At 59.7% G+C, this 23037-nt stretch carries 22 protein-coding genes; 4 read left to right on the top strand and 18 right to left on the bottom strand.

Features of this window, described 5'->3' with window-relative positions; all coding sequences use genetic code 11:
• Positions 1-113: 113 nt before the first annotated feature.
• From B7E11_RS25675 to B7E11_RS25740, 14 genes are all read right to left on the bottom strand, one after another.
• A complete protein-coding gene (locus B7E11_RS25675; protein ID WP_080840138.1) occupies positions 114-1571 on the bottom strand; it encodes a DHA2 family efflux MFS transporter permease subunit in 1458 nt (485 codons plus the stop codon).
• 35 nt (positions 1572-1606) lie between these two features.
• On the bottom strand, positions 1607-2056 hold the full coding sequence (locus B7E11_RS25680; protein ID WP_080840140.1) for a MarR family winged helix-turn-helix transcriptional regulator: 450 nt from the start codon (positions 2054-2056) through the stop codon (positions 1607-1609).
• 206 nt (positions 2057-2262) lie between these two features.
• Complete coding sequence (gene ftsY, locus B7E11_RS25685; protein ID WP_080840142.1) at positions 2263-3279, bottom strand: signal recognition particle-docking protein FtsY; 1017 nt, start codon at positions 3277-3279, stop codon at positions 2263-2265.
• Positions 3280-3321: 42 nt separating this feature from the next.
• The gene (smc, locus tag B7E11_RS25690) at positions 3322-6894 is read right to left on the bottom strand and encodes a chromosome segregation protein SMC (protein ID WP_080840144.1); all 3573 of its coding nucleotides are present in this window, start codon (positions 6892-6894) and stop codon (positions 3322-3324) included.
• Between the two features lie 11 nt (positions 6895-6905).
• Positions 6906-7637: a ribonuclease III gene (gene rnc / locus B7E11_RS25695; RefSeq protein ID WP_080840146.1), complete on the bottom strand. Its 732-nt coding sequence runs from the start codon at positions 7635-7637 to the stop codon at positions 6906-6908.
• A 282-nt stretch (positions 7638-7919) separates the two neighbouring features.
• The gene (gene fabF, locus B7E11_RS25700; protein ID WP_080840148.1) at positions 7920-9161 is read right to left on the bottom strand and encodes a beta-ketoacyl-ACP synthase II; all 1242 of its coding nucleotides are present in this window, start codon (positions 9159-9161) and stop codon (positions 7920-7922) included.
• A gap of 119 nt (positions 9162-9280) precedes the next feature.
• Positions 9281-9514, bottom strand: coding sequence for an acyl carrier protein (acpP, locus tag B7E11_RS25705; protein ID WP_080840149.1), 234 nt, complete (start codon positions 9512-9514; stop codon positions 9281-9283).
• Between the two features lie 92 nt (positions 9515-9606).
• A complete protein-coding gene (gene fabG, locus B7E11_RS25710; RefSeq protein WP_080840151.1) occupies positions 9607-10359 on the bottom strand; it encodes a 3-oxoacyl-[acyl-carrier-protein] reductase in 753 nt (250 codons plus the stop codon).
• Between the two features lie 37 nt (positions 10360-10396).
• A complete protein-coding gene (gene fabD / locus B7E11_RS25715) occupies positions 10397-11326 on the bottom strand; it encodes an ACP S-malonyltransferase (protein ID WP_080840153.1) in 930 nt (309 codons plus the stop codon).
• A 49-nt stretch (positions 11327-11375) separates the two neighbouring features.
• A complete protein-coding gene (locus B7E11_RS25720; RefSeq protein ID WP_080840155.1) occupies positions 11376-12362 on the bottom strand; it encodes a beta-ketoacyl-ACP synthase III in 987 nt (328 codons plus the stop codon).
• A 10-nt stretch (positions 12363-12372) separates the two neighbouring features.
• Positions 12373-13362 (bottom strand): phosphate acyltransferase PlsX, encoded by a 990-nt coding sequence (gene plsX, locus B7E11_RS25725; RefSeq protein ID WP_080840157.1) that lies wholly within the window; start codon positions 13360-13362, stop codon positions 12373-12375.
• A complete protein-coding gene (gene fapR / locus B7E11_RS25730; protein ID WP_176220903.1) occupies positions 13346-13951 on the bottom strand; it encodes a transcription factor FapR in 606 nt (201 codons plus the stop codon). Before fapR ends, plsX begins: the two co-directional genes overlap by 17 nt.
• 101 nt (positions 13952-14052) lie before the next feature.
• Positions 14053-14226: a 50S ribosomal protein L32 gene (gene rpmF / locus B7E11_RS25735; RefSeq protein WP_080840160.1), complete on the bottom strand. Its 174-nt coding sequence runs from the start codon at positions 14224-14226 to the stop codon at positions 14053-14055.
• A gap of 73 nt (positions 14227-14299) precedes the next feature.
• On the bottom strand, positions 14300-14824 hold the full coding sequence (locus B7E11_RS25740; RefSeq protein ID WP_080840162.1) for a YceD family protein: 525 nt from the start codon (positions 14822-14824) through the stop codon (positions 14300-14302).
• Positions 14825-15225: 401 nt separating this feature from the next.
• On the opposite strand from B7E11_RS25740, the gene B7E11_RS25750 reads away from it, so the two are divergent.
• Positions 15226-16461, top strand: a complete 1236-nt coding sequence (locus B7E11_RS25750) for a nucleotidyltransferase (protein WP_080840166.1) — start codon at positions 15226-15228, stop codon at positions 16459-16461.
• Positions 16462-16758: 297 nt separating this feature from the next.
• Positions 16759-17985 carry a hypothetical protein gene (locus B7E11_RS25755; protein WP_080840168.1) on the top strand — a complete coding sequence of 409 codons (1227 nt, stop codon included), beginning with the start codon at positions 16759-16761 and terminating at the stop codon, positions 17983-17985.
• A 133-nt stretch (positions 17986-18118) separates the two neighbouring features.
• Here the strand turns inward: B7E11_RS25755 and coaD are convergent, their stop codons facing one another.
• From coaD to B7E11_RS25770, 3 genes are all read right to left on the bottom strand, one after another.
• On the bottom strand, positions 18119-18640 hold the full coding sequence (gene coaD, locus B7E11_RS25760; protein ID WP_080840170.1) for a pantetheine-phosphate adenylyltransferase: 522 nt from the start codon (positions 18638-18640) through the stop codon (positions 18119-18121).
• Entirely contained in the window at positions 18641-19201 is a 561-nt protein-coding gene (rsmD, locus tag B7E11_RS25765; RefSeq protein WP_245809825.1) for a 16S rRNA (guanine(966)-N(2))-methyltransferase RsmD, read from the bottom strand.
• A 302-nt stretch (positions 19202-19503) separates the two neighbouring features.
• On the bottom strand, positions 19504-21141 hold the full coding sequence (locus B7E11_RS25770; RefSeq protein ID WP_176220904.1) for a right-handed parallel beta-helix repeat-containing protein: 1638 nt from the start codon (positions 21139-21141) through the stop codon (positions 19504-19506).
• Between the two features lie 319 nt (positions 21142-21460).
• On the opposite strand from B7E11_RS25770, the gene B7E11_RS29850 reads away from it, so the two are divergent.
• Both B7E11_RS29850 and B7E11_RS25775 read left to right on the top strand, forming a co-directional pair.
• The gene (locus tag B7E11_RS29850) at positions 21461-21631 is read left to right on the top strand and encodes a hypothetical protein (RefSeq protein ID WP_176220905.1); all 171 of its coding nucleotides are present in this window, start codon (positions 21461-21463) and stop codon (positions 21629-21631) included.
• A 189-nt stretch (positions 21632-21820) separates the two neighbouring features.
• Positions 21821-21985, top strand: a complete 165-nt coding sequence (locus B7E11_RS25775; protein ID WP_240353356.1) for a hypothetical protein — start codon at positions 21821-21823, stop codon at positions 21983-21985.
• Positions 21986-22005: 20 nt separating this feature from the next.
• Here B7E11_RS25775 and B7E11_RS25780 read toward each other — a convergent pair whose 3' ends face one another.
• Positions 22006-22965 (bottom strand): 3'-5' exoribonuclease YhaM family protein, encoded by a 960-nt coding sequence (locus B7E11_RS25780; protein WP_080840174.1) that lies wholly within the window; start codon positions 22963-22965, stop codon positions 22006-22008.
• Positions 22966-23037: the final 72 nt, after the last annotated feature.

Raw genomic sequence — 23037 nt, forward strand, 5'->3', positions numbered from 1 at the left:
TAGTTTATGTAAAGTTACATAACATTTAAATTGATTTTTGTCGGTTATTAATACAAAAAAAACCATCCCCGATCGCGGCGCGATCGAAAGGATGGCATTGGAGAGGCCGCCCGTTACTTGGCAGTCGCGGGCTTCGGCGCCTCGGAGGTTTTGGCGAAATCCTCGCTAGGCTTCGTCTTTTGAATGAAGAAGGAAAGCGCCAGCGCGGCAATCGTGAACCAGAACGCGTACAGGAACGCGTGATTGATGCCCGCGACGGTCGCATGCCGGGTCGCTTCGAGCACGGCTGCGGTGTCGGTCTGGGCGATGCCTTGCGAGATCATCGCTTCCGTCAGCTCGCTCTTCGTTTTGTTCGACATGATCGAGACGAGCAGCGCGGTGCCGAGCGCTCCGGCGACCGTTCTCAGCGTCTGCGACATGGCCGAGCCGTGGGCGTTCAACCGCTGCGGAAGCTGGTTGAGGCCGGCCGTTTGGATCGGCATCATGAGCAAGCTCATGCCGAACATCCGGATCGAGTAAATCCAGATCATGTGCGTGTACGACGTGTCGACCGTCAGTCTGGAAAATTCCCAAGTCGTCGCCGCCGTAATGGCAAGGCCGACGACCGCGAGCCAGCGCGCGCCGATTTTATCGAAAATCGCCCCCGTAACCGGGCTCATCAAGCCCATGAGAATCGCTCCGGGCAGCAGCAACAAGCCCGACTTCATCGGCGTGAAGCCCAGAATGTTTTGCAAATAGATCGGGGTCAAAATCATCCCGGCGTACATCGCCATCGTCACGATAACGTTGATGACCGTCGTCAGCGAAAACATGTTGTACTTGAACACCCGGAACTCGAGCACCGGCACCTTCGTCCGAAGCTCGCGGAAAACGAAGAGCAATAGCGACACGGCGCCGACGACCAGCGACAGAATGACGGTCATATCGCTCCAGCCGTCCTCCTTGTTGCCGACTTCGCTGAAGCCGAACAGCAGGCCGCCGAAGCCGAGCGTCGACCAGATAACGCCCCACGTATCCAATTGGGGATTCGTGCGCTGGCCGACGTTTTTCATGAAGATGCCGCCGAACACGAGCGCGATGACGGCAAGCGGAAGCAGCAAGTAAAACAGCACGTTCCAGTCATAATGCTCGACGATCCAGCCGGAAAGCGTAGGACCGACCGCCGGCGCGAAAATCATCGCGATGCCCATGACGCCCATCGCCTTGCCGCGTTCTTCCACCCGGAAGATGGTCAGCGTGACGACCGACATCAGCGGCATCAAAATGCCGGCGCCGGCCGCTTGCACGATACGGCCGATCATCAGCATCGAAAAGCTGCCGGATATCGCGCAGATGAGCGTACCGATCGTAAACAGCCCCATCGCCGTATTGAACAGCTGTCTAGTCGAAAATTTTCCTACGAGATAAGCGCTGATCGGGATCAGCACGCCGTTGACGAGCATGAAGCCCGTCGTCAGCCATTGGGCGGTATTCGTCGTAATGCCGAGATCGTCCATGATTTTCGGCAGCGCGACGTTCAGCAGCGTCTGGTTCAAAATCGCCACGAACGCCCCGATGATCAAAGCCGCCATAATCGGCGCCCTTTTAAATTGTGCAGCAGCCTGACTCATTGTTCATTCCCTCTCTCCACGTTCTGTAATTTCTCTACGATCGCCCGGTGGATGCGCAGCAATTGATCGATGTCCCCTTCGGGCAGCTCCGTCAGCGACGACATTCCCAGCATTGCGGAATCGTTCGCTTTCCGCAGCAGCTCCTCGCCTTTCGGGGTCACATTCAAGGCAACGGTGCGCCGGTCGGTTTCCGGCCTCTCGCGGGCGACCATGCCCGCCTTGACCAGCCGGTCCACGATGCCGCTGGTCGCGCTGTTGCCGATATGAATAAGTTCCGCCAACTCGGTCAAGCTGATGCGCGGATGCTTCTTCAACGTCTTCAAAGCGTGGAATTGAATCGGCGTGACTCCCATGCCTTCCGCCGCCCGCCAAATCGCTTGATGAAACACCTGGTTTACTTCGCGAAACGATTTGAACAGTTTGCTTATTTGCAGCTCATCCTCCATTCCAGACAACTCCTTATTACTAAAAGATATGCCTATAAATATTTCGCATACGAAATATATTACTAATAGAACACTTTGTAGTCAATTATTATTTTTGGAAATAATATTCAAAGCGCTTTCAGTCGAACTACGAAAAAAGCCATTCCCGATAGTCTTTTCGACCTTCGGAAATAGCTTTTGTTAAACGGGGTTTTCGGATTCGTTCTTTATTCGTCCGACGATTCGCTCGGCTTCGAATCCGCCTGTTCGCTCTCGGCGAGCCCGGCGAACAGGGCATGCACGAATTGCTCGGCGTCGAACTGCTGCAAATCGTCCATTTTTTCGCCGAGGCCGACGAGCTTGACCGGAATCGAGAGCTCCTGGCGGATGGCAATGACGATCCCGCCCTTGGCCGTTCCGTCAAGCTTGGTCAGCACGAGGCCGGAGACGCCGCTTTTTTCGCCGAACAGCTTCGCCTGCTGCAGGGCGTTCTGCCCCGTCGTCGCGTCGAGCACGAGCAGCGTCTCATGCGGGGCGCCCGGAATTTCCCGCTGGATGACGCGATAAATCTTGGACAGCTCCTCCATCAGATTCGCCTTGTTTTGCAGCCGGCCGGCCGTATCGCACAGCAGCACGTCGACGCCCCGCTGCTTGGCCGCTTGCACGGCGTCGTACATGACGGCCGCCGGGTCCGAACCGGCCTGCTGCCGAATCACGTCGACGCCGACGCGCTCGCCCCATACTTCAAGCTGTTCGATCGCGCCGGCGCGGAACGTGTCCCCCGCCGCCATCAGCACCGACTTGCCCTGCTGCTTGAAGCGCCAGGCGAGCTTGCCGATCGTCGTCGTTTTGCCGACGCCGTTGACGCCGACGAACAGGATGACGGTAATTCCCGTAGGATTCATCCGGATCTCGGCCGACTCGTCTTCGCTTTTGAGCAGGGCGACCAGCTTTTCCGACAAAATCGGCTTCAGCTCCGACGCTTCCTCGATTTTGCGTTTTTTCACTTCGGCCCGCAGGTCGTCGATCAAGTCCATGACCGTGTTCACGCCGACGTCCGCGCCGATCAAAATTTCCTCCAGCTCCTCGAAAAACGCTTCGTCGATTTTAGACCGACGCGAAAATAAATCCATCACCTGGCCGACGAAGGCGTCGCGGGTTTTGGCCAGCCCTTCGCGAAACTTGCTCGTCACCGCTTCGGTTTTCGAGGCGATGCTTTCTTTCAGCCTTTTGAAAAAGCTCATAACGTCCAACCTCCAACCTTCGTTCGATTGCCGAAAAAATCATCAGGCCGTGGCCGTGACCGAATCCTCGTCTTCGTCCAGACGGACGGACACGAGTTTGGATACGCCGCCCTCCTCCATCGTGACCCCGTACAGGCGGTCCGCTTCCTCCATCGTTCCTTTGCGGTGCGTCACGACGATAAATTGCGTCACTTCGGAAAAATCCCGCATGTATTGGGCATACCGGGCCACGTTCGCTTCGTCGAGGGCGGCTTCGACCTCGTCGAGCACGCAAAACGGAACCGGCTTGACGTTCAAAATTGCGAACAGCAGCGCGATCGCCGTCAGCGCCCGCTCGCCCCCGGAGAGCAGCTGCAGGTTTTGCAGCTTTTTGCCCGGGGGCTGCGCGACGATGTCGATGCCCGTGTCGAGCGGGCGGTCGGGCTCGCTTAAAATCAGATCGGCGCGGCCGCCTCCGAACAGCCGGGAGAACACGACGATAAAATGCTTGCGGATTTCGTCGAACGTCGTCCGGAAACGCCTCGACATTTCCTCGTCCATTTCCCGGATAATTTCATGCAGCTTCGACTTCGCTTCGATCAGATCTTCCTTTTGCGCGGACAAAAACGCGAAGCGCTCGCTGACGCGGCGGTATTCCTCGATGGCGCCCATGTTGACGTCGCCCAGCGCGGACACGCGGCGCTTCAGCTCGCGCGCCTCGTTCTGCGCCGCCGCGATATCTTCCGGCACGGGATATTTCTGCTTCGCCCATTCGAAGCCGATTTCATACTCTTCGCTCAGCTTGCGCAGCAAATTGTCCAGCTCGACGTCCATCCGGTTGACGGCGATTTCCGTCTGCCGGAGCTGTTCCTCGACGTTTTTGAGGCGGGTGCGCTGCTCCTTCGTCTCGTTCTCCTTCAGTTCGAGCTGCCGGAGGCGCTCGGCGCGGTCGGAACGCTTGAATTCGATTCCTTCCGTGAATTCCCTTCTCGCCAGCCGCAGCTCGTTGAGCCGTTCCTGCTGCCGAACCTGCTCTTCTTCGGTGCGCGCCGTCTCCTCCAGGTTTTGCGCGAGCGCATCGGCCAGCTGCTGCCTTTCCGCCTCGAGCCGCTGCCGCTCGCTCTTGTGCCGCCCGAACTGGTCGTCGACCGCCTGGCGATCCTGCTCGAGCCGGGCCGTCTTCACCTTCAGCTCGGTCACTTCCGCCTGCAGCTCTTCCTTCTCCGTCTGGCTTCGGCGGCGAAGCTCTTCCGCTTCGCGCATTTGCTCGTTAAGCTTCGCTTCCTCCGCCGTCAACGCGGCAAGCCGGGCGTCCGCTTCGCTTCGAGCCGCCTCCAGCCCGCTCGCTTCGGCGCCGAGCGCGGCGGTCTCGCCTTCCTGCGCCGCCATTTGCTCGCCGAGCTGCTTTTCCTCGTGCGTCAGCTGCTGAAGCTCGGCGGTCAGCCGCTGCTCGTTCAGCCTCTCCCGCTCGCCCAGCTCGCGCAGCTGCTCGATATTTTGGGCGACGATCGACAGCTCCTTCTTCAGGTCGTCGACTTCGCCTTTCGAGGCGGCGCGGTCGCTTTCCGCCTGGCCGATCTCGCGTTCCAGCTCCTCGAGCTGGCGCTGCCGGCCGAGCAGGCTGGACGACTTTTTCTGCAGGCTGCCCCCGGTCATCGAGCCGCCGGGATTGACGACGTCGCCGTCGATCGTCACGACGCGATAACGGTATTGCAGCCGCGAGGCGATCCGGTTCGCATGCTCGAGCTTTTGCGCGATGACCACGTTGCCGAGCAGGCTGCCGACGATGTTCGCGTACCGGGCTTCCGACTTGACGAGCTCGGAAGCGACCCCGACGAAGCCCTCCGCTTCGCCGGCGATTTTTCGGTCGTGATCGCCGAGCTGGCGAGGACGGATGACATCGAGCGGCAGAAAAGTAGCCCGTCCGGATTGCCGCTGCTTCAAATACCCGATCGCCGTCCGCGAGGTGGCTTCGTTTTCCATGACGATGTTTTGCATCGCGCCGCCGAGCGCCGTTTCGATGGCGGTTTCGAGCTGGGCCGGAACCCCGATCAGCTCGGCTACCGCCCCGTGCACGCCTTGCAGCTGGCCCCGTTTCGCCGCTTTGAGCACTTCGCGGACGCCGTGCTGGAAGCCGTCGTAATCGTTTTGCATTTCCTTGATCGTATCCCGGCGGGACACGAGGGCTTCCCGTTTTTGCTCGGCGCGGCGGAACGCCGCCTGCGCTTCTTCCAGCCTGCGCTGCAGGTCGGAAGACCTCGCTCCCTCGGCGACATATTGGTCGCGCGCCTGGATGACGGCGGCCGCCCCTTCGGCAAGCCGGCTTTCCACTTCTTCCTTGCGGGACGCAAGCAGCGCCGATTGTTCGCCGAGCTTCGCCCTCTCCTCGGCCGAGCGCTGCACGCGCCGCTCCAGCACTTCCCGCTGCTGCTCGCAATAGCGGATATCGTTGCGCGCCTGCGCCATCGCGTTCATCGTTTCGAACAGCTCGGCTTTCAGCTTCTCTTCGGCCTCGCCGCTGCCGTCGGCAAGCGCCAGCCTCGTCTCTTCCCGTTCGAGGCGCTCCTTCAAAGCCGCGAGCTCCGTCTCCAGAACGCCGCGCCGCTGCGCGAGAGCCGCCCCTTCCGCTTCCGCCTCGGCAAGGCGAGACGCGGTTTGCTCCAGGCTGCCTTCAATCGTTTCCCGGTTACGCAGCAAATTCGCATGGCGTTCCTTGAGCAGCTCGGCATAGCCTTCGCTTTTTTCCGTCTCTTCGCTCGTATGGAGCAGCTCGTCCTGGAGCTTTTCCAGCGTTTCCTCGAGCCGGTGCAGCGACTGGCGGTCCTCCTCCAGCTTCGCGTCGTGAAGCGCGACTTCGGCGGACAGCGCCAATTCCTCTTCCTTCAGCTTCGCGAGCCGCTCGCTCGTTTCCGACCACGTCTTGTGCGTCGTCTCGATCTGGTGGACGTAAAGCGCGATTTCTTTCGCCTTCAGCTCTTCTTTTAACGTTTTGTACGTTTCGGCCTTTTCGGACTGCTTGCGCAGCGGCTCGACCTGGCCTTCGAGCTCCACGACGAGGTCGTTGATCCGCAGCAGGTTCGCTTCGGTGTCCTCGAGCTTTTTTTGCGCTTCTTTTTTGCGGGATTTGTACTTGACGATGCCCGAAGCTTCTTCGAAAATGCCGCGCCGATCCTCGGATCGCGTACTGAGAATTTCCTCGATGCGGCCTTGTCCGATAATGGAATACGCTTCTTTGCCGATCCCCGTATCCATGAACAGCTCGGTAATGTCCTTCAGCCGGCACGGCTGCTTGTTGATCAAATATTCGCTTTCGCCGCTGCGGTGAACGCGGCGCGTGACCGTCACCTCGGAAAACTCCAGCGGCAGCGCTTTGTCGGTGTTGTCCAGCGTAAGCGAGACTTCCGCGAAGTTGACCGCCTTGCGGCTGTCGCTCCCGGCAAAAATAATGTCCTGCATGTTGCCGCCGCGCAGGCTTTTGGCGCTTTGCTCCCCGAGCACCCAGCGGATGCCGTCGGAGATGTTGCTCTTGCCGCTGCCGTTCGGGCCGACGACGGCCGTAATTCCGCGTCCGAACTCGAGTTCGAGTCGGTCCGCGAACGATTTGAAGCCGGCTAGCTCGATCCTTCTCAAAAACATAGCGGCTTAAATCACCTCCTGCGTTCCCCCGATTTCATCCGGCCGGGGCTGCCGCCTTCCTGCAGCCGCTGCAGCGCTTTGGCCGCGGCTTTTTGCTCGGCCTCTTTTTTGGAGCGGCCCGCTCCTTCGCCGAGGCTGCGGTCGCCGACGTAGACGATCACGACGAATTCCCGATCGTGAGCGGGTCCCCTCTCTTCGACGGTACGGTAATCGAGCTGGCCCAAATTGAGCTGCTGGATTTTCTCCTGGAGCTCGGTTTTGTGATCTTTAAGCGACGTTGCCGTGTCTTTCGGCAAATGGACGAACAGGTGCTCGTCCAGAAACGACCGGGTCGCTTCCAGCCCCTGGTCCAAATAGAGCGCGCCGACGAACGCCTCGAACGCGTCGGCGAGCAGCGACGGCCGGGTGCGGCCCCCCGTTTGCTCCTCCCCTTTGCCGAGCAGCACGACCTTTCCGAAATCGAGCGCCTCGGCAAAACGGACAAGCGACGGCTCGCAGACGATGCTTGCCCGAAGCCGGGTCAATTCCCCCTCCGGCCGATCCGGGTACATCCGGTACAGCTTCTCGGAAACCGTAAGCTGCAAAACGGCGTCTCCGAGAAATTCGAGCCTTTCGTTATGCTGCGTCCGCGCCCCGCGCTGCTCGTTCACGTACGAAGTATGCGTGAACGCCTGACGAAGCAACGCGGGATTTCGGAACCGCAAATTCAGCCTGTCCTGCAAACGACGAAAATGATCGTCCATGAGGGCACCTCCCAAACCTGACCCGGGGTTAATGATGGGTGTAACATTGTAATTGGCGTTTGATGCGTCCGTACTTTTCATCCAGGCACCGTCCGCCGCAGCCTTTTTAAGCTATTTGCCCGAATTCCCCATTTTTCGTTGGATAAAATCCACTCTGGGTCGCGCCTTTTGCCTTTTTGGCTCTGCAGATTGGATAAAACGCAACGAAGCCTTCCAATCGCCAGCTGCCCGCCAAGCAAAAACGCAGGCGGCTCGCGCCGCCTGCGTCACACGTTCGCGCCGTTAGGCTTCATATTTACGCATAATGATCGTCGCGTTGTGCCCGCCGAAGCCGAAGGAATTCGACAGCGCGACGTCGATGTCCGCTTTGCGCGCCTCGTTCGGCACGTAGTCCAGATCGCACTCCGGATCCTGGTCCTCGAGGTTGATCGTCGGCGGAATGACGCCGTTCTGCAGCGACAGCCCCAGAATGACGGCTTCCACGCCGCCGGCCGCGCCGAGCATATGCCCGGTCATCGACTTCGTCGAGCTGACGGCGAGCTTGTACGCGTGCTCGCCGAACGTCGCCTTGATCGCCGCCGTCTCCGACTTGTCGCCGACGGGCGTCGACGTGCCGTGCGCGTTAATGTAGTCGACCGCTTCCGGCGCGATGCCGGCATCCTTGAGCGCCCGCGACATGCAGCGGGCCGCGCCGTCGGGATCCGGCTCCGTCATATGATGCGCGTCGCCGCTCATGCCGTATCCGATCACTTCGGCATAGATGCGGGCGCCGCGGCGCCGAGCATGTTCCAATGATTCCAAAATGAGTACGCCCGCGCCTTCGCCCATGACGAACCCGTCCCGCCCGGTATCGAACGGACGGCTTGCCTTTTCCGGTTCGTCGTTGCGGGTGCTCATCGCGCGCATGTTGGAAAAACCGGCCATGGCGATCGGCCGAATCGTCGCTTCCGCGCCTCCGCAAATCATCACGTCGGCGTCCCCGCGCTGAATCATCTTGAAGGAGTCGCCGATCGAATGCGTGCCGGTGGCGCAAGCGGTGACGGCCGTCGTATTCGGCCCTTTCGCGCCCGTGGCGATCGAAACCTGGCCGCTGGCCATATTGGCGATCATCATCGGGATAAAAAACGGACTGACGCGGCGCGGGCCCTTTTCCATCAAAATCGTATGCTGATCTTCCCAAGTGCCCAGCCCGCCGATGCCGGAGCCGATGCTGACGCCGACGCGGTCGGCTTCGGCGTTGTCGCCGATCCGCAAATCCGCGTCCTTGATCGCCTCGCCGCTCGCGACCATCGCGAACTGCACGAAGCGGTCCATTTTGCGGGCGTCCTTTTTGTCGATGCCGAATTGTTCGGGGTTGAAATTTTTGATTTCGGCCGCGATCTTCGTCGGGTAGTCGGTCATATCGAAAGCCTCGACAAGGCTGACCCCGGATTTGCCGGCCAAAAGATGATTCCAAAACGTATTTAAATCGGCGCCGAGGGAGGTGATAACCCCCATCCCGGTCACGACGACACGCTGTTTCAAAAGAAGTTCACCTCTTCGGGTACCTGAATGGCCATGTCAAACATCCGCGCCGCAAACCGCAAAAAAGGCGCCTAGATGCGGAGAAGTCCCGTTCCACGAACGGGACTTTTGTCGGATCATTACGAATGAGATTTTATGTAATTCACGACTTCTCCCACCGTTGTGATCTTCTCTGCATCCTCGTCGGAGATCTCCAAGTCGAATTCATCTTCGAGCTCCATCACGAGTTCAACCACGTCGAGAGAATCAGCGCCCAAATCGTCTTTAAAGGATGCTTCGTTGGTCACTTCCGCCTCGTCGACACCCAGGCGTTCGACTACGATGCGTTTAACGCGTTCCTGTATATCGGACATCCGGTTCACCTCCCTTAACGTATTATACGTGAATCATGGACAAAAAGCCATAGCGCAACCGTTTACTTGAAGCGGCCAAACCCCGGACGCCGTTACATGTACATGCCGCCGTCGATATGAATCGTCTGGCCCGTCAAGTACGACGCCGCATCCGACGCCAGGTAGACGACCGCGCTGGCGACGTCTTCCGGCTTGCCCATGCGTCCGAGCGGCACCTGGCTTAAAATGCCTTCGCGCGCTTCCTGCGGGAGCTTGTCCGTCATATCCGTTTCGATATAGCCGGGAGCGACCGCATTGACGGTAATGCCGCGGGAAGCGAGCTCGCGGGCGGCGGATTTGGTGAGGCCGATGACGCCCGCCTTGGCGGCGACGTAATTCGCCTGCCCCGCGTTGCCGAGCACGCCGACGACGGACGAAATGTTGATGATTCTTCCGTAACGCTGCTTCATCATCGGCCGCGTTGCCGCCTTGATGCCGTTGAACACGCCCTTGAGGTTCGTCTCGATGACGGCGTCGAAATCTTCTTCTTTCATCCGCATGATTAGATTGTCTCGGGTGATGCCCGCGTTATTCACCAGTATATCCAATTTTCCGAACGTTTCCAGCGTCGTCTGCGCGAGCGATTCGAATTCCGCCGCCTTGCCGACGTTCGCCTTGACGGTGACCGCCTTCCGGCCGAGGGCCTCGATCGCGCGCACCGTCTCCGCCGCGGCCGCTTCGCTGCCGGAATAGTTGACGGCCACGTCGGCTCCGGCTTCCGCGAGCGCGATCGCGATCGCCCGGCCGATGCCGCGGGACGCGCCCGTAACGAGCGCGGATTTGCCGCTCAAATCCCAATTCGCCATCCGTAACGCCTCCTTTCGATGCCAAGCGTAATCGCGGTCAATTCCATTCCGCCTCTTCGGCGGCTGCCGCGCTGTTGATCGACACGATCTTGACCGTCTTGTCGATCTTTTTGATCAGGCCTGCTAGCACCGTGCCCGACCCGATTTCGACGAACGTGTCGACGCCTTCGCCGAGCAAGAAGCGCACGCTGTCTTCCCACAGCACCGGCGAGACGACTTGCCGGACGAGCAGGCCGCGCAGCTCCTCCCCGGACGTGACCGGACGCGCGAATACGTTCGCGACGACCGGCACGGCCGCGTCGCCGAACGCGACCCCAGCGAGCTCCGCTTCCAGCTTGTCGGCGGCCGGCTGCATCAGCGACGAATGGAACGGTCCGCTGACCTCCAGCGGGACGACCCGCTTCGCGCCGGCTTCCTTGCCGCGCTCCGCGACGGCGGCGACGCCTTCGGCCGTGCCGGAAACGACGATCTGCCCGGGACAGTTCACGTTCGCGAGCTCCACGAGGCCGACCGAAGCGGACACGTCGCGGCACAGCGCTTCCAGCGCGTCGCGCTCCGCGCCCAGCGTCGCGGCCATCGCGCCTTTCCCGCCGGGCACGGCCTGCTCCATGAACAACCCCCGCGCCCGCACGAGGCGGATCGCATCGTCGAACGCCAGCACGCCGGCGGCGACAAGCGCGCTGTACTCGCCGAGACTGTGTCCCGCGACGTAATCGGGCCTCGCGCCGCGGGCCTTGAACGCTTCGAGCAGCGCGATGCTCGTCGCCAGCAGCGCCGGCTGCGTGTTCGCCGTTTTTTTCAATTCTTCGTCCGGCCCTTCGAACGCCAGCTTCGATACGGAGAAGCCGAGCGCCTCGTCGGCGCGGTCGTAGATCGCGCGCGACGATTCGAACCGTTCGTAAGCGTCCCGGCCCATGCCGACGGCTTGCGCCCCTTGGCCGGGAAACACAAACGCTGTTTTACCCATCGTGACGATTCCTCCTAATTCATGCGGGGGTCTTCCGGCGGCTTGCGGCTTACCAAACGAGCACCGAAGCGCCCCACGTCAGCCCGCCTCCGAAACCGACGAGCACGAGGCAATCCCCTTCGCGGACCCGTCCTTCCTCCACCGCTTCGGCAAGCGCGAGCGGGATCGAAGCCGCCGACATGTTCCCGTAGCGGTCGACGTTGATTTTGCACTTGTCTTCGGAAAGGCTCAGGCGCTCCAGGGAAGATTGAATGATCCGGATGTTGGCCTGATGCGGGACGAGCAGATCGATGTCCTCTTTGCTCTTGCCCGCTTTCCGGAGCGCTTCTTCCGCCGCGTTGCCCATGATCCGGACGGCGAACTTGAACACTTCGCGTCCGTTCATGTAAATAAAATGATTGCGGTCGGCGATCGTCTTCTCCGAAGACGGCAGGCGCGAGCCGCCGCCGCGAAGGTTCAGCAGTTCCCCTCCGCTTCCGTCGGCCCCGAGCTCGAACGAGCGGAAGCCGCGGCCCTCCGGCACCCGTCCCAGCACCGCCGCTCCCGCGCCGTCGCCGAACAGAATGCACGTATTGCGGTCGGTGTAATCCGTAATCCGCGACAGGCTGTCCGCTCCGATCACGAGCGCGTACCGGTACATGCCCGACGCGATGAATCCGGAAGCGTTCGCCAGTCCGTAAATAAAGCCGGAGCATGCGGCGGACAGGTCGAATGCGGCCGCCTTTTTCGCGCCGAGCTTCTCCTGCAGGATGCAAGCCGTAGACGGGAAAAACATGTCCGGCGTAATCGTCGCCACCACGATCAGGTCGAGCTCTTCGGCGGTGATGCCCGCCGCGGCGAGCGCCTTCAGCGAGGCTTCGTACGCGAGGTCGGACGTCGCTTGTTCGGGCGCGGCGATCCGCCGCTCGCGAATGCCGGTCCGGCTGACGATCCATTCGTCGTTCGTGTCCACCATTTTTTCGAGCTCTTGATTCGTCAGACGGCGTTCCGGCGCGTACATGCCGACGCCCAGAACGCCTACGGGATATCCATTCATCCGTTATCTCTCACTTTCTGCCGAATTCCCCCGCGAGCGCGGGGATAAGTCCGCTTTCGATCGCGGTCCGCGTCTGGCGGATCGCGAATTTCGTCGCGACCGCGTCGGACGAGCCGTGGCTTTTGACGATGAGACCGTTCACGCCGAGCAAGGGAGCGCCGTTATGCTCCTTGGAATCCATCAGCTTCCGGATGTTGCGGAAGTTGGGCCGAAGCATGGCGGCCGCCAGCTTGGACTTCAGGGAGGACGTCAGCTCCTTCTTCAACACGCCGAAAACCGTATCGGCTACGCCTTCCATCGCCTTCAGCAAAATGTTGCCCGAAAAACCGTCGCATACGAGCACGTCGCAGTTGCGCGTCAGCACGTCGCGGGATTCCACGTTGCCGATAAAGTGAATCGGCGCGCCGCCGAGCAGCTCGAACGCGGCCTTGGTCAGCTCGTTCCCCTTGCCCGGCTCGGTTCCCACGTTCAACAGCCCGACGCGCGGCTTCGGCAGGCCGTGCACTTTCTCCCGGTACATGCTGCCCATCAGCGCGTACTGAAGCAAATGCTCGGGCTTGGCGTCCATGTTGGCGCCGAGGTCGAGCGCAAGCACGCCGACCCTGTCCAGCGTCGGCAGCATCGGCGCCAGGCCCGGACGCTCGATGCCGTTCATCCGGCCGAGCACGAGCAGGCCGACGGCCATCAGCGCGCCGGTGTTGCCGGCCGATATCATCGCGTCCGCCGCGCCTTCCTTGACCATTTTTCCCGCGACGACCATCGAGGAATCCGTCTTGCGCCGCACCGCGCGGACCGGCTCGTCCTCGCCGCCGATAATCTCCGTCGCGGCCGCGACGGAAACGTTGGCCGGCTTCCGGCCGGCCAGCAGCGGCTCGATCGCGTCGGGCTTGCCGACGAGAATCAGCTCCGTATCCGGCCACTCGGCCGCCGCGGCCAGCGCCCCTTCGACCGGCGCCTCGGGGGCGTGGTCTCCGCCCATCGCGTCAATGGCGATTCTCATGGGCGCTTCCTCCTTCGCGATCCGGTTCCCCCGTCGAACGATAAATGACAAAGTTCCCTTGAAACACCATTTCTTCACCTACGTAAGTAAATACTTCGACTTTGCCCTTTCCCTTCTGGCTCCCGCTCGAGCGAACGTAAGCCTTGGCGATGCACTTCTCTCCGAGCCTGGCCGGCCGGATAAAGCGAATGTCCGCCGACGCGGTAAGGGCGATTTCGTCGTTGATCACGGCTACCGCCAGCGAGTTGGCCTGCGCGAACACGTGGTGGCCCCGGGCGATGCCGCTGCGGGAAAACACGTGTTCCTCCCGAATCTCGAAAATGGAAATGCCGCTCTTGTCCAGCTGCAAATCCACGATATCGCCGATCACCTCGTGCAGAGGCAGCGAACGGACCGAATCGTACGATCGTTCCGCCATCATTTTCAGCCTTTCCCGAAGCTCGGGAATGGCCAGTTCCATCCGGTCGAGCCGGATCGTCTGGATGCTCACTTTGAGCAAGCGGGTCAGCTCCCGGTCGGTAAGGAACGGATTTTCCTCCAGCAAGCGGCTGAGCTGCTGGTGGCGCTGACGTTTGGGAAGCCGTTCCACGTTCGCCACCGCCTTAAAGGTTCATACTGATACCAGGTACTAAACCAGAGTATAAAGAAAAACGCGCCCGGAAGCAATGACCCCTAGACGCGTTCATTCGATTATTGCTTGATGACTTCGCGAGCTTTGTACGTACCGCATACTTTGCAAACGCGGTGCGCCAGCTTCAGCTCGCCGCATTGATCGCATTTAACCATGCCCGGAACGACCAGTTTGAAGTGCGTGCGGCGCTTGTTTTTGCGGGATTTCGATGTTTTTCCAAAAGGGACTGCCATGTTCCCACCTCCTTATCCGAGTCGAGTGCTCAAAGCTGCTGCCCCTGTATAGGCGTTCATTAACGAGAGAAAGTCAGTTCGGCCTCGTATCGTACCAATCCTTCAACGCCGCAAGCCGGGGATCGATTTTCTCCCTGTTGCATCCGCAAGTTCCGTGATTGAGATTGTGCCCGCACTCGGAGCATAATCCCTTGCAGTCCTCACGGCAAAGCGGCGCATACGGCAGATGAAGAAGCAATTCTTCCTCCACATACGGGCGAAGCTCCAGGCTGTCGCCGTATATCGGCACAAAATCTTCGTCGTCCTGCTCCCCGCGCTCGGCCATTTCTTTCGATACGATCTTGAAGGATTCCCGAAACGAAACCCTGCAATCGTACTCGATCGGATCAAGGCAACGAGAGCACGCAAGCTGCAGTCGGCAGTCGAGATGGCCCGAAACTTCGATCATTCCGTTCGCGTATTCCGCGGTAAGTTCCGCGGAGACGGGACTCAGCGGCTTCACGTCGCGCAGATTTTCAACCGTTTTCGCCGCATCGAAGGACTCGCTTAAGCGTACGGGGACCTTGCGGGCCGCGAGTTCTTGAACGTTCAGCAACATAGACCATCACTCCAAACAAACAAAAATTATTATATCGAGGTTATTAACGTTTTGTCAACATTTATGCAGGTTGCGCATGCCGGTCGCGTCAGGCCAAAAAAGAAAAGAGCCGCTCGCCATACTAGAGTGTTGCGCGGGAGCCCTTCTCCTTATACGGCTTTTGCCGGATATTTTCTTGCCTCGGCCGATTGCGGCGATTGCCGTTCCCTTCGGTCGCGGACGGGATTCGGGAATCGGCCTGCGCCGTTATCGGATCGCCGGGCGCAGGTCCGCTTCCCGCTTCGTTCCCCGGTTCGGCCGCATGCCCGGCATACGCCGCGGTTGCCGTTCGGGCGCGAAGATGTGTATATTGAAAAAAAACGCTTGCGGCCAAAACGCGGTCCATACGGAAGGAGAACGCGATGCGCACGGTCGGAATCGTCGTCGAATACAATCCATTGCATAACGGCCATCTCTATCACATTCGGCAATCAAGGAAAATAACGGGAGCGGACGCGGTCGTCGCCGTCATGAGCGGCCATTTTTTGCAGCGGGGGGAGCCGGCGCTCGCGGACAAATGGGCGCGCGCCGAAATGGCGCTCCGCGCGGGCTGCGACCTCGTGCTGGAGCTGCCCGTCGCGTACAGCGCCCAGCCGGCGCAGTGGTTCGCGTACGGAGCCGTCGGCGTGCTCGCGGCGACCGGAGCGGTCGACGCGCTGTGCTTCGGCAGCGAAAGCGGGGAGCTGGCTCCGCTCGTAAGCATCGCGGAGCGGCTCGCGGAGGAGCCGGAGGCGGTCGGGGCCCGGCTCGGCGAACTGCTGAAAACGGGACTGCCGTACCCGACCGCGTTCAACGAAGCGGTCCGCTCGTATTTGGCCGGCGAGGGCTTGATCGCGGACGCCGGCTTTCGGCTGGATCAGCCGAACCATACGCTCGGCCTGCACTATTTGCTTGCGCTCCGGCGGCTCGACAGCCGAATCGAGCCCTATTCGATCCGCCGCGAAAAATCCGGCTACAATCAGACGTCGATTACCGACGACCGGATCGCCAGCGCCACCGCGCTGCGCAAGCTGCTCGCCGAGCAGGCGGACTTGTCGGCCATCGCGCCGTTCGTGCCCGAGAGCACGTTGGACGTTTTGCGGCGGGAGGCGGCGGCCGGCAGGGCGCCGATCACGTGGGAAGCGTTCGCCCGCCCGCTGTTCCACCGTCTGCTGCAATCGAGCGAGGCGGAGCTGGCCGCGTTCGCGGAAGTGACGGAAGGGCTGGAGTTCCGCATCCGCCAGTCGCTCCGTGCGCTTCCGTCCTACGCCGTCGAGGCGCTGCTCGAGACGCTGAAGACGAAGCGCTATACGCGCACGAAGCTGCAGCGGACGCTGCTGCGCATTTTGCTCGGCCACCGCAAGGAGGAGCTCTCGCCGGAGCGGCTCGCGTCCGGCATCGAGTATATTCGCGTTCTCGGCTTCGGCGAACGGGGCCGGACCCTGCTGCGCCGGATGAAAACGTCCGCGTCCGTCCCGGTCGTCCAAAGCGCGGCAGAGGGCGATTGGGCTTATTTGCGCTTGGACGCGCAAGCGACCGCCGTCTATTCGCTTGCCTTCGACCCCGCTTCGCCCGGCGGCGCCTGGCGCGATTATACGGAGCCTCCGGTTCGCTTTTAAAGACAGGCGCGGCGCCGCTGCCGGATCGTCGGTGCGGCGCCGTTTTTTTTTTGCGCCCCTTTTGCCCTCCATGCTCGCTCCCTTGGTCTACCTCCCCGGTTCGCAGCGTACTTATAACTGAAGCCCGCTTGTCCCGCGGCGTGCAACCCGAGCATCGCTGCGGCAGCTTAACCCAGCGGCTCAAGCGCGGACACATCGGCCAATTGAACGTTTTTTCGACAACATTACGCCCTGCGGCCCGCTCGCGAATTCACGGTTCGGCGGGTTATCGGGCTTCGGAGAAAAAGGAGGTGCGACGTGAGCGAAGGCATAAAGAAAAAATCCGTTCTCGTGTCCGTTTTGCTTGGCGCGTGCGCGCTGCTGCTTGTCGCCAGCATCGTTCGCTCGCCGGGGGAAGCGTTCCGCGCCTCGCTCGGCGGGTTCGAGGTGTGGTGGCAGACGGTGTTTCCCGGCTTGCTGCCGCCGCTTATTTTGGCCGAGCTGCTGGCGGCGTCCGGCCTGCTCCACGGGCTGGCGGTTATTGGGGAGCCGGTTACCCGGAAGATGTTCCGGCTGCCGGGCGTATCCGGTTGGGCCATCGCCCTGGGCTGGGCGGCCGGAGCGCCCGCGGGCGCGAGAGAAACGGCGCGGCTCAGGGAAAAAGGATTCGTGCGCGACGAGGATACGGACACGCTGCTGCTCGTTTCGCACGTGCCGAGCCCGTTTCTGGTCGTGCTCGTGATCGGCAGCGGTTTTTTGCATTCTCCTCTGTACGGATGGGCGATTGCGGCGGGGGTATGGCTGTCGGCGGCCGCCGCGGGGGGGCTGTGGGCGCGGCTGATGAAGGCGGCGGCCCCGGCCGTGCCGCCGCCGCTGCCGGTCGGCTCCCCTTCCGCCGCGCTGCGCCGGGCTTATCGCGCCGTCCGCGAAGCGCGGCAGGAAGACGGGCGGCCGTTCGGGCAGCAAATTTCCGACGCGGTGACCCATTCCGTCGCGACGCTGATGGCCGTCGGCGGCCTTATGATGCTGAGCGCCGTGCTGCTGCGCATGATTCAGGTCGCGTTTCCCGGCGCCGACGCCTGGCTGGCGGTGCCCGGCGTCTACGAAATGCACCTCGGCGCTTACGAAACGGGCCGCTCCGCCTTGTTCGAGTCCGAGCCGGTTCACGCCGCCGCTCTCCTTGCCGCCGTGCTTGCCTGGACGGGCTTCAGCGGCCTGCTGCAGGCGCGGGCCGTTTTCGGCGCCGGCCGCCCGTTCCCCTGGCTGCGCTTTATCGCCGGACGCCTGCTGCATGCCGCCCTCGCGCTCGCCTTCGTTTATCCGCTCGCCACGGCCGTCCGGCAAGGGTGGCTCGCGCAGCTGGTCCCGGCTTGGGCCGCCGGCGGGCCGCCGGGCGGAACCGAAAGCGCCGGTTTATCGTTCCCCGGCGGCTGGGCGCTTTCTTCGGCGACGCTGGCGACCGCGGTCGCATCCATCGCCGTTTTTTTGCTGCTGGCCCTGCTCGCCGCGCTCATTCGCCCGCCCAAGCGCCCGCCGGAGCCTTGATGCGTTCTTCCATATCGTCAAAAAATTCGTCAAAAAAATACCGCCCGCGGCGTTCGTTCGCCCGGACGGTATTTTTCTTTCGCTTGCCTCCGCCGAAGCGCCGCCGCCGGTTCCGATCTGCCGGCGCCGCCGCCTACGACGTTCCGAACTTGCGTCTGAGCGCGGCTTCCACGGCAGGGGGCACAAGCTCCTGCACCTGCCCGTTAAACTGAGCGATTTCCTTGACAATACTCGAGCTCAAATACGAATACTTCGGATTCGTCATCATGAAAATCGTTTCGATGCCTTCGTCGAGATGCCGGTTCGTCGACGCCATTTGCAGCTCGTACTCGAAATCGGTCACCGAACGAATGCCTCGAACGCTCACTTGCGCATTGCGGGAGCGCATATATTTGACGAGCAAATCCCGAAAACTGTCGATCTCGATGTTCGGGATGTCCTTCGTCACTTCCCGCAGCAGCTCGGTTCGCTCCTGCACCGTGAACAGCGCGTTTTTTTTCGTGTTGTTCAGCACCGCCACGATCAACCGGTCGAACTGCTTCGCCGCCCGCCGGATAATGTCCAAATGGCCGAACGTGACCGGATCGAAGCTGCCCGGATAGACCGCGATCCGGTTCGGATGCTCGCCTTCCTGCCTGGATGTGTTCCGCGTCATTTACGCTTCTCCTTCATATCGATAGATGGATAAGGCAACCTCGCCGTACGCCGCGTGCCGCCGCCGTCGAAACGGGCCGAACCCGTCTCCGTAATCGAAGGCCGATTCGTGCTCCACGACCGCCGTCGCGCCTTCGGCCACAAGCCCCCTGGCGGCCAGGTCGAGCAGCCGCTCCGCGCAATCTTTCATTATATAGGGAGGGTCCAAAAAAAGCAGATCGAACTTAAGCCCCTTCTTCTCCAGCAGCCGGATCGCCTTGCCGGCATCGTTCCGGTACACTTCCGCCCGATCGGCCAGCCTCGTCGCCTCCAGATTGCTTCGGACGACCGCCACGCTCTTGGGACTCGCGTCCACGAACACCGCATGCCCCGCCCCGCGGCTTAGCGCCTCGATGCCGAGCCCGCCCGTTCCGGCGAACAGATCGAGCACCCTTTCCCCGTCGAAATACGGCCCGATCATGCTGAACAGCGCTTCCTTCACCTTGTCCGTCGTCGGACGCGTCGCGTCGCCGGGAACCGCCTTGAGCGGCCGTCCCCTGGCTTGTCCCGATATGACTCTCACGTTTGTTATCCCTCGCACGCATCGCCTCGCAAGCGCATGGCTTGTCCGAGGCGTCAATGGTGCTATGTTACCACATTTCGCCGCATCGCAAAAGCGCAGCCTCCGGCCGCCGAACCGGCGTTTCAAAATTTTCTTCGGTTCGGCGTATATTTCCGCGCAAAGCGGTCACAATGATAGTACCGGCGCTCGCAAGGCGCCGGGGACAACCGCGGAGAAGACTTACGTTTCCCCATAAGCTCTTCGTCCGGTTTCTCCTCTCCCATGAGGGCCACGTCGCGAGACGTGGCTCGATTTTTTTGTTTTTATCGAATTATTCGCCATGCGACTGTTGAGGCATCGTTAGGATTCGTTGATCGAATAACGAACTGGCTGCTCTCTTTAAAGACGCCGTCTATAAATAATGCGCCACGATTTGCAGCCACACCTGCCGGAGCTAAGTAACTCAACTGAATCTCGCCAATGGAATTATCCGGATTTATCGCTACGGTAGAAACCGCAGCCATGCCCGAAACAAGCGTAGCCGTACCTTGATATGTGATGGTATGGATGTGGTTGCTATGAAGCATTGCGCGAACGCCAACTGCTCCAACCTCATCATATGGCATTCGGTCTAATTTATTATTACGAATTACGCACCCGTGTAAATCATTGCCCATTGCAATCGACCCGCCGGGACCGGAGTTTTTGATCGTGTTGTTTTCAATAATCCCGTTTCTTGCGTAGCTTATTCTCATGGATAGCTCAAAACTATCATAAAGATGGTTGTTTTGAACATGTACATCCTCACCTGTGACAGCTATCCCTCTAGCTGCCCCGATTATCTGATTTCCTTCGATGTTATTGGCAATAGCGCCGTTTTCGATTCGAATGCCAACCAATAAGCGGGATCTGTCAGATCGAATGATATTTCCTTTAATCAGATTATGATTGGCCCCGTTCACTCGAATGCCATGGCTTGTATCGGTGGTCGGTATAGGCACTGAAAACGAAGCGATCTGATTCGCCTCAACGATATTATAATTAACCCCGTAACTGCCCCCTTTTTCTAGTGAAATGCCCGCATACAAACAATTAACAAGAATATTATTACTCACGATATTGTGCTCGATCGGACCGTAGTTGTCGTTGGAATTAAGGATAATTCCTTCGTTTCCGCTGTTTTTAACGACGTTATGCGAGATGTCATTGTAACTGCAACCGGAAAGAATGTAAATTCCCATCTGTCCGGGACCGAATCCATCTTTACACACAATTTCATTGGATTGAACAATGTTGTACGATGCCTTGTAGAGGGAAATCCCCGAATAGTCATTATCGCGGATGATGTTTCCGATCATTACGTTCCGATCGCCTGAGATATGGATTGTACCAAAATCAGCTTCGCTGGGTGTCGGCTTGTTATTCACCGTGTAAAAATCATTGTGAAGGATATAATTGCGGCTTGCGTTGACAAATACCGCACCGCCGTAATAATTGCGAAACTCGTTGTCTTTCACCTTGCATCTTTTCGAAGTGCCGGAGATTGTAATGGCACGGCTATAGCCTGGAGTTGCAGGTCCTATAAATGTAACCCCGCTGATTTCCACTCCATCTACATTGTCAATCAAAAACAAATCACCATTAAATTCTGAGGAATCGAATACCGCTCCTTCTGTCGATAGGAATTTCATGCCTGATTTCGGTTTAATCGTGCCCTTAATCTTGTAAGGAGCCGGAGAGTAAGGCGTTATAAAGGTCGTTCCAGGCGGATTTTCATCAATCGCGCGGAGTATGTGGGGTAAATTATCTGCATTATCGGAACTCAAGCCATACCAATTCAGATTGATTCCACGATGCGCAATTTCTTTGTCCAGTTGCATAAGGGAGTTATTAAAGTCCTCCACGCTCCAAGGATCATTTTGATCCAACTGCGGGAGTCCCATATTCGCTGTCCTGTCCATTTTGTCACTCTCCATCCGGCAGGCCGATGATGAGCCGGGAGTATCTGATCGGCCGCTGCCTCCAATCAGATTAAATTGATTTAGCATATGCCGAAAAGCTTGCTTTTGTTACATGGCGGTGTACTGCAGCCGCGACTTCATCCATTGCCTTCGCCGAGCCGGCGACAATGCCTTCCAGAAAAAGCAAATCCGTCTCCCATGAGGGCTACGTCGCGAGACGTGGCTCGATTTCTTTATTCCTCCCCTCGCTCCTTTCCGGTAGCGGTAAACGCCTACTCCGCATATGCTGGTTTGAAATCAACCCCAAGGAGAGATGAAATTGGATCCGCGTTTGGCGCAACTGCTGCAAAAGGCAAGCCTGTACGGTACTTTGGCCAAATATTACGAACACATCGACCCGGAAAAACACATCTACTTTTACAAAAAGCACTTTATGTACGAATCGCAGCTGGTTCGGCTTTATTGGTCGCTGCACGCTACGATGGAATAAGGGTTTGCGGGGCTGCCGCGGCAACGATTTCGGCGGCCCCTGTTTTTCTTCCCCCGCCCGAACCCTTGGAAAAAAAGGCATAAATGGCTCGCGGAGAGGCCCGACGCGCCGCCCAAGGAATTCCGCAGCGCCGACGGCTATGCCGCCTTCCCCAAAAAATTTTCGGCCATCGCCGACGAGCAGACGACCATGTCCGAGGTGATGGAGGGCAATCTGAACTGGCCGGCTATCTTCGCCGCCTGCGAGGATGCCGGAGTGAAATGGTACTTGGTCGAACGGGATCAAGGGCCGACGGAAGCGTTCGAAAGCCTGGCCATCAGTTACCGCAATTTGAAAAAAGCGGGATTCGAATAACGGCGAAACCTCAAGGCGCGTTACGCCTTGTTCATGACGTACATTTGCTTGTTTTCCGCGACCCGAACCGGGGCGGTCCATTTGCTGTTGTCGTGAGCGGCGTCCACCGCGTCTTCGACCGCCTGCAGCTTCGCGTCCAGTTGGTCGATGTAATGCAGGGCGACCGCTTCGGGGAGCTGCGGCTGCACGGGACTGCCCCACTCGCCCAAATTGTGATGGGACAGCACGATGTGCTGAAGGGCGACGACCTTCTCGTCGTCCAGGCTCATGCCAAGCGCGACGGCCGACTCGGTAATCCAGCCGTAAGCCAGCGCCAGATGGCCGAGCAGCTTGCCTTTGACGCTGTAGTCCGACACGACGCCGAGCTCCGCTTCCATTTCTTCCGTCTTCGCGATATCGTGCAGAATAATGCCGGCCAGCAGCAAATCCCGGTTCAAAAACGGCCGCTGCCTGCACACGAACTCTCCGAGCTCCAGCATTCGGGCGACATGGTAGGCCAAGCCGGCGTAAAACGCATGGTGCATGCCTTTTCCCGCCGGATAATGCATCAACTTGTCCGAAGCCTTGGCCAGGCACATTTCCACGATCCGTTTGATGTCCTGATCCTGAAAGCTGCCCGCCGTCGTCGCGATCGCGTGAAGCAAATCCACCGGCAGCACCGGGGCGGAACGGACAAAATCGGTAATGTTCAGGCCGTCCTCCCGAACGACCGGACGGATTTGAATGACTTTGAGCTGCGGCTTTTCGCGGTACGACTGCACGATTCCGCGCACTTTGACCAGCATGGGGGCCACGAACGCTTCCTTGTCGGTCGGGGAGGCGTCCCATAGCTTGGCCGGAATTTCGCCGCTTTTGTCCGCCAGCGCGAGATCGAGAAAGTCCTTGGGCGGCGTCCCGTTCGTTTGTTTGATTTCCACGTTTTTCAACAGGTAAAAGCCCGTTATTTCGTCGCCCTCGGCAAAAGTTCGGATAAGTCTCATGTTTTCCTCCCGCTTATGGTCTCCTCGTAATAAAATATCACGATCATCCCGTCATCGGAACCCCGAAAGCCT

The organism is Cohnella massiliensis (genome assembly GCF_900169535.1).
Taxonomy (GTDB): domain Bacteria; phylum Bacillota; class Bacilli; order Paenibacillales; family Paenibacillaceae; genus Cohnella; species Cohnella algarum.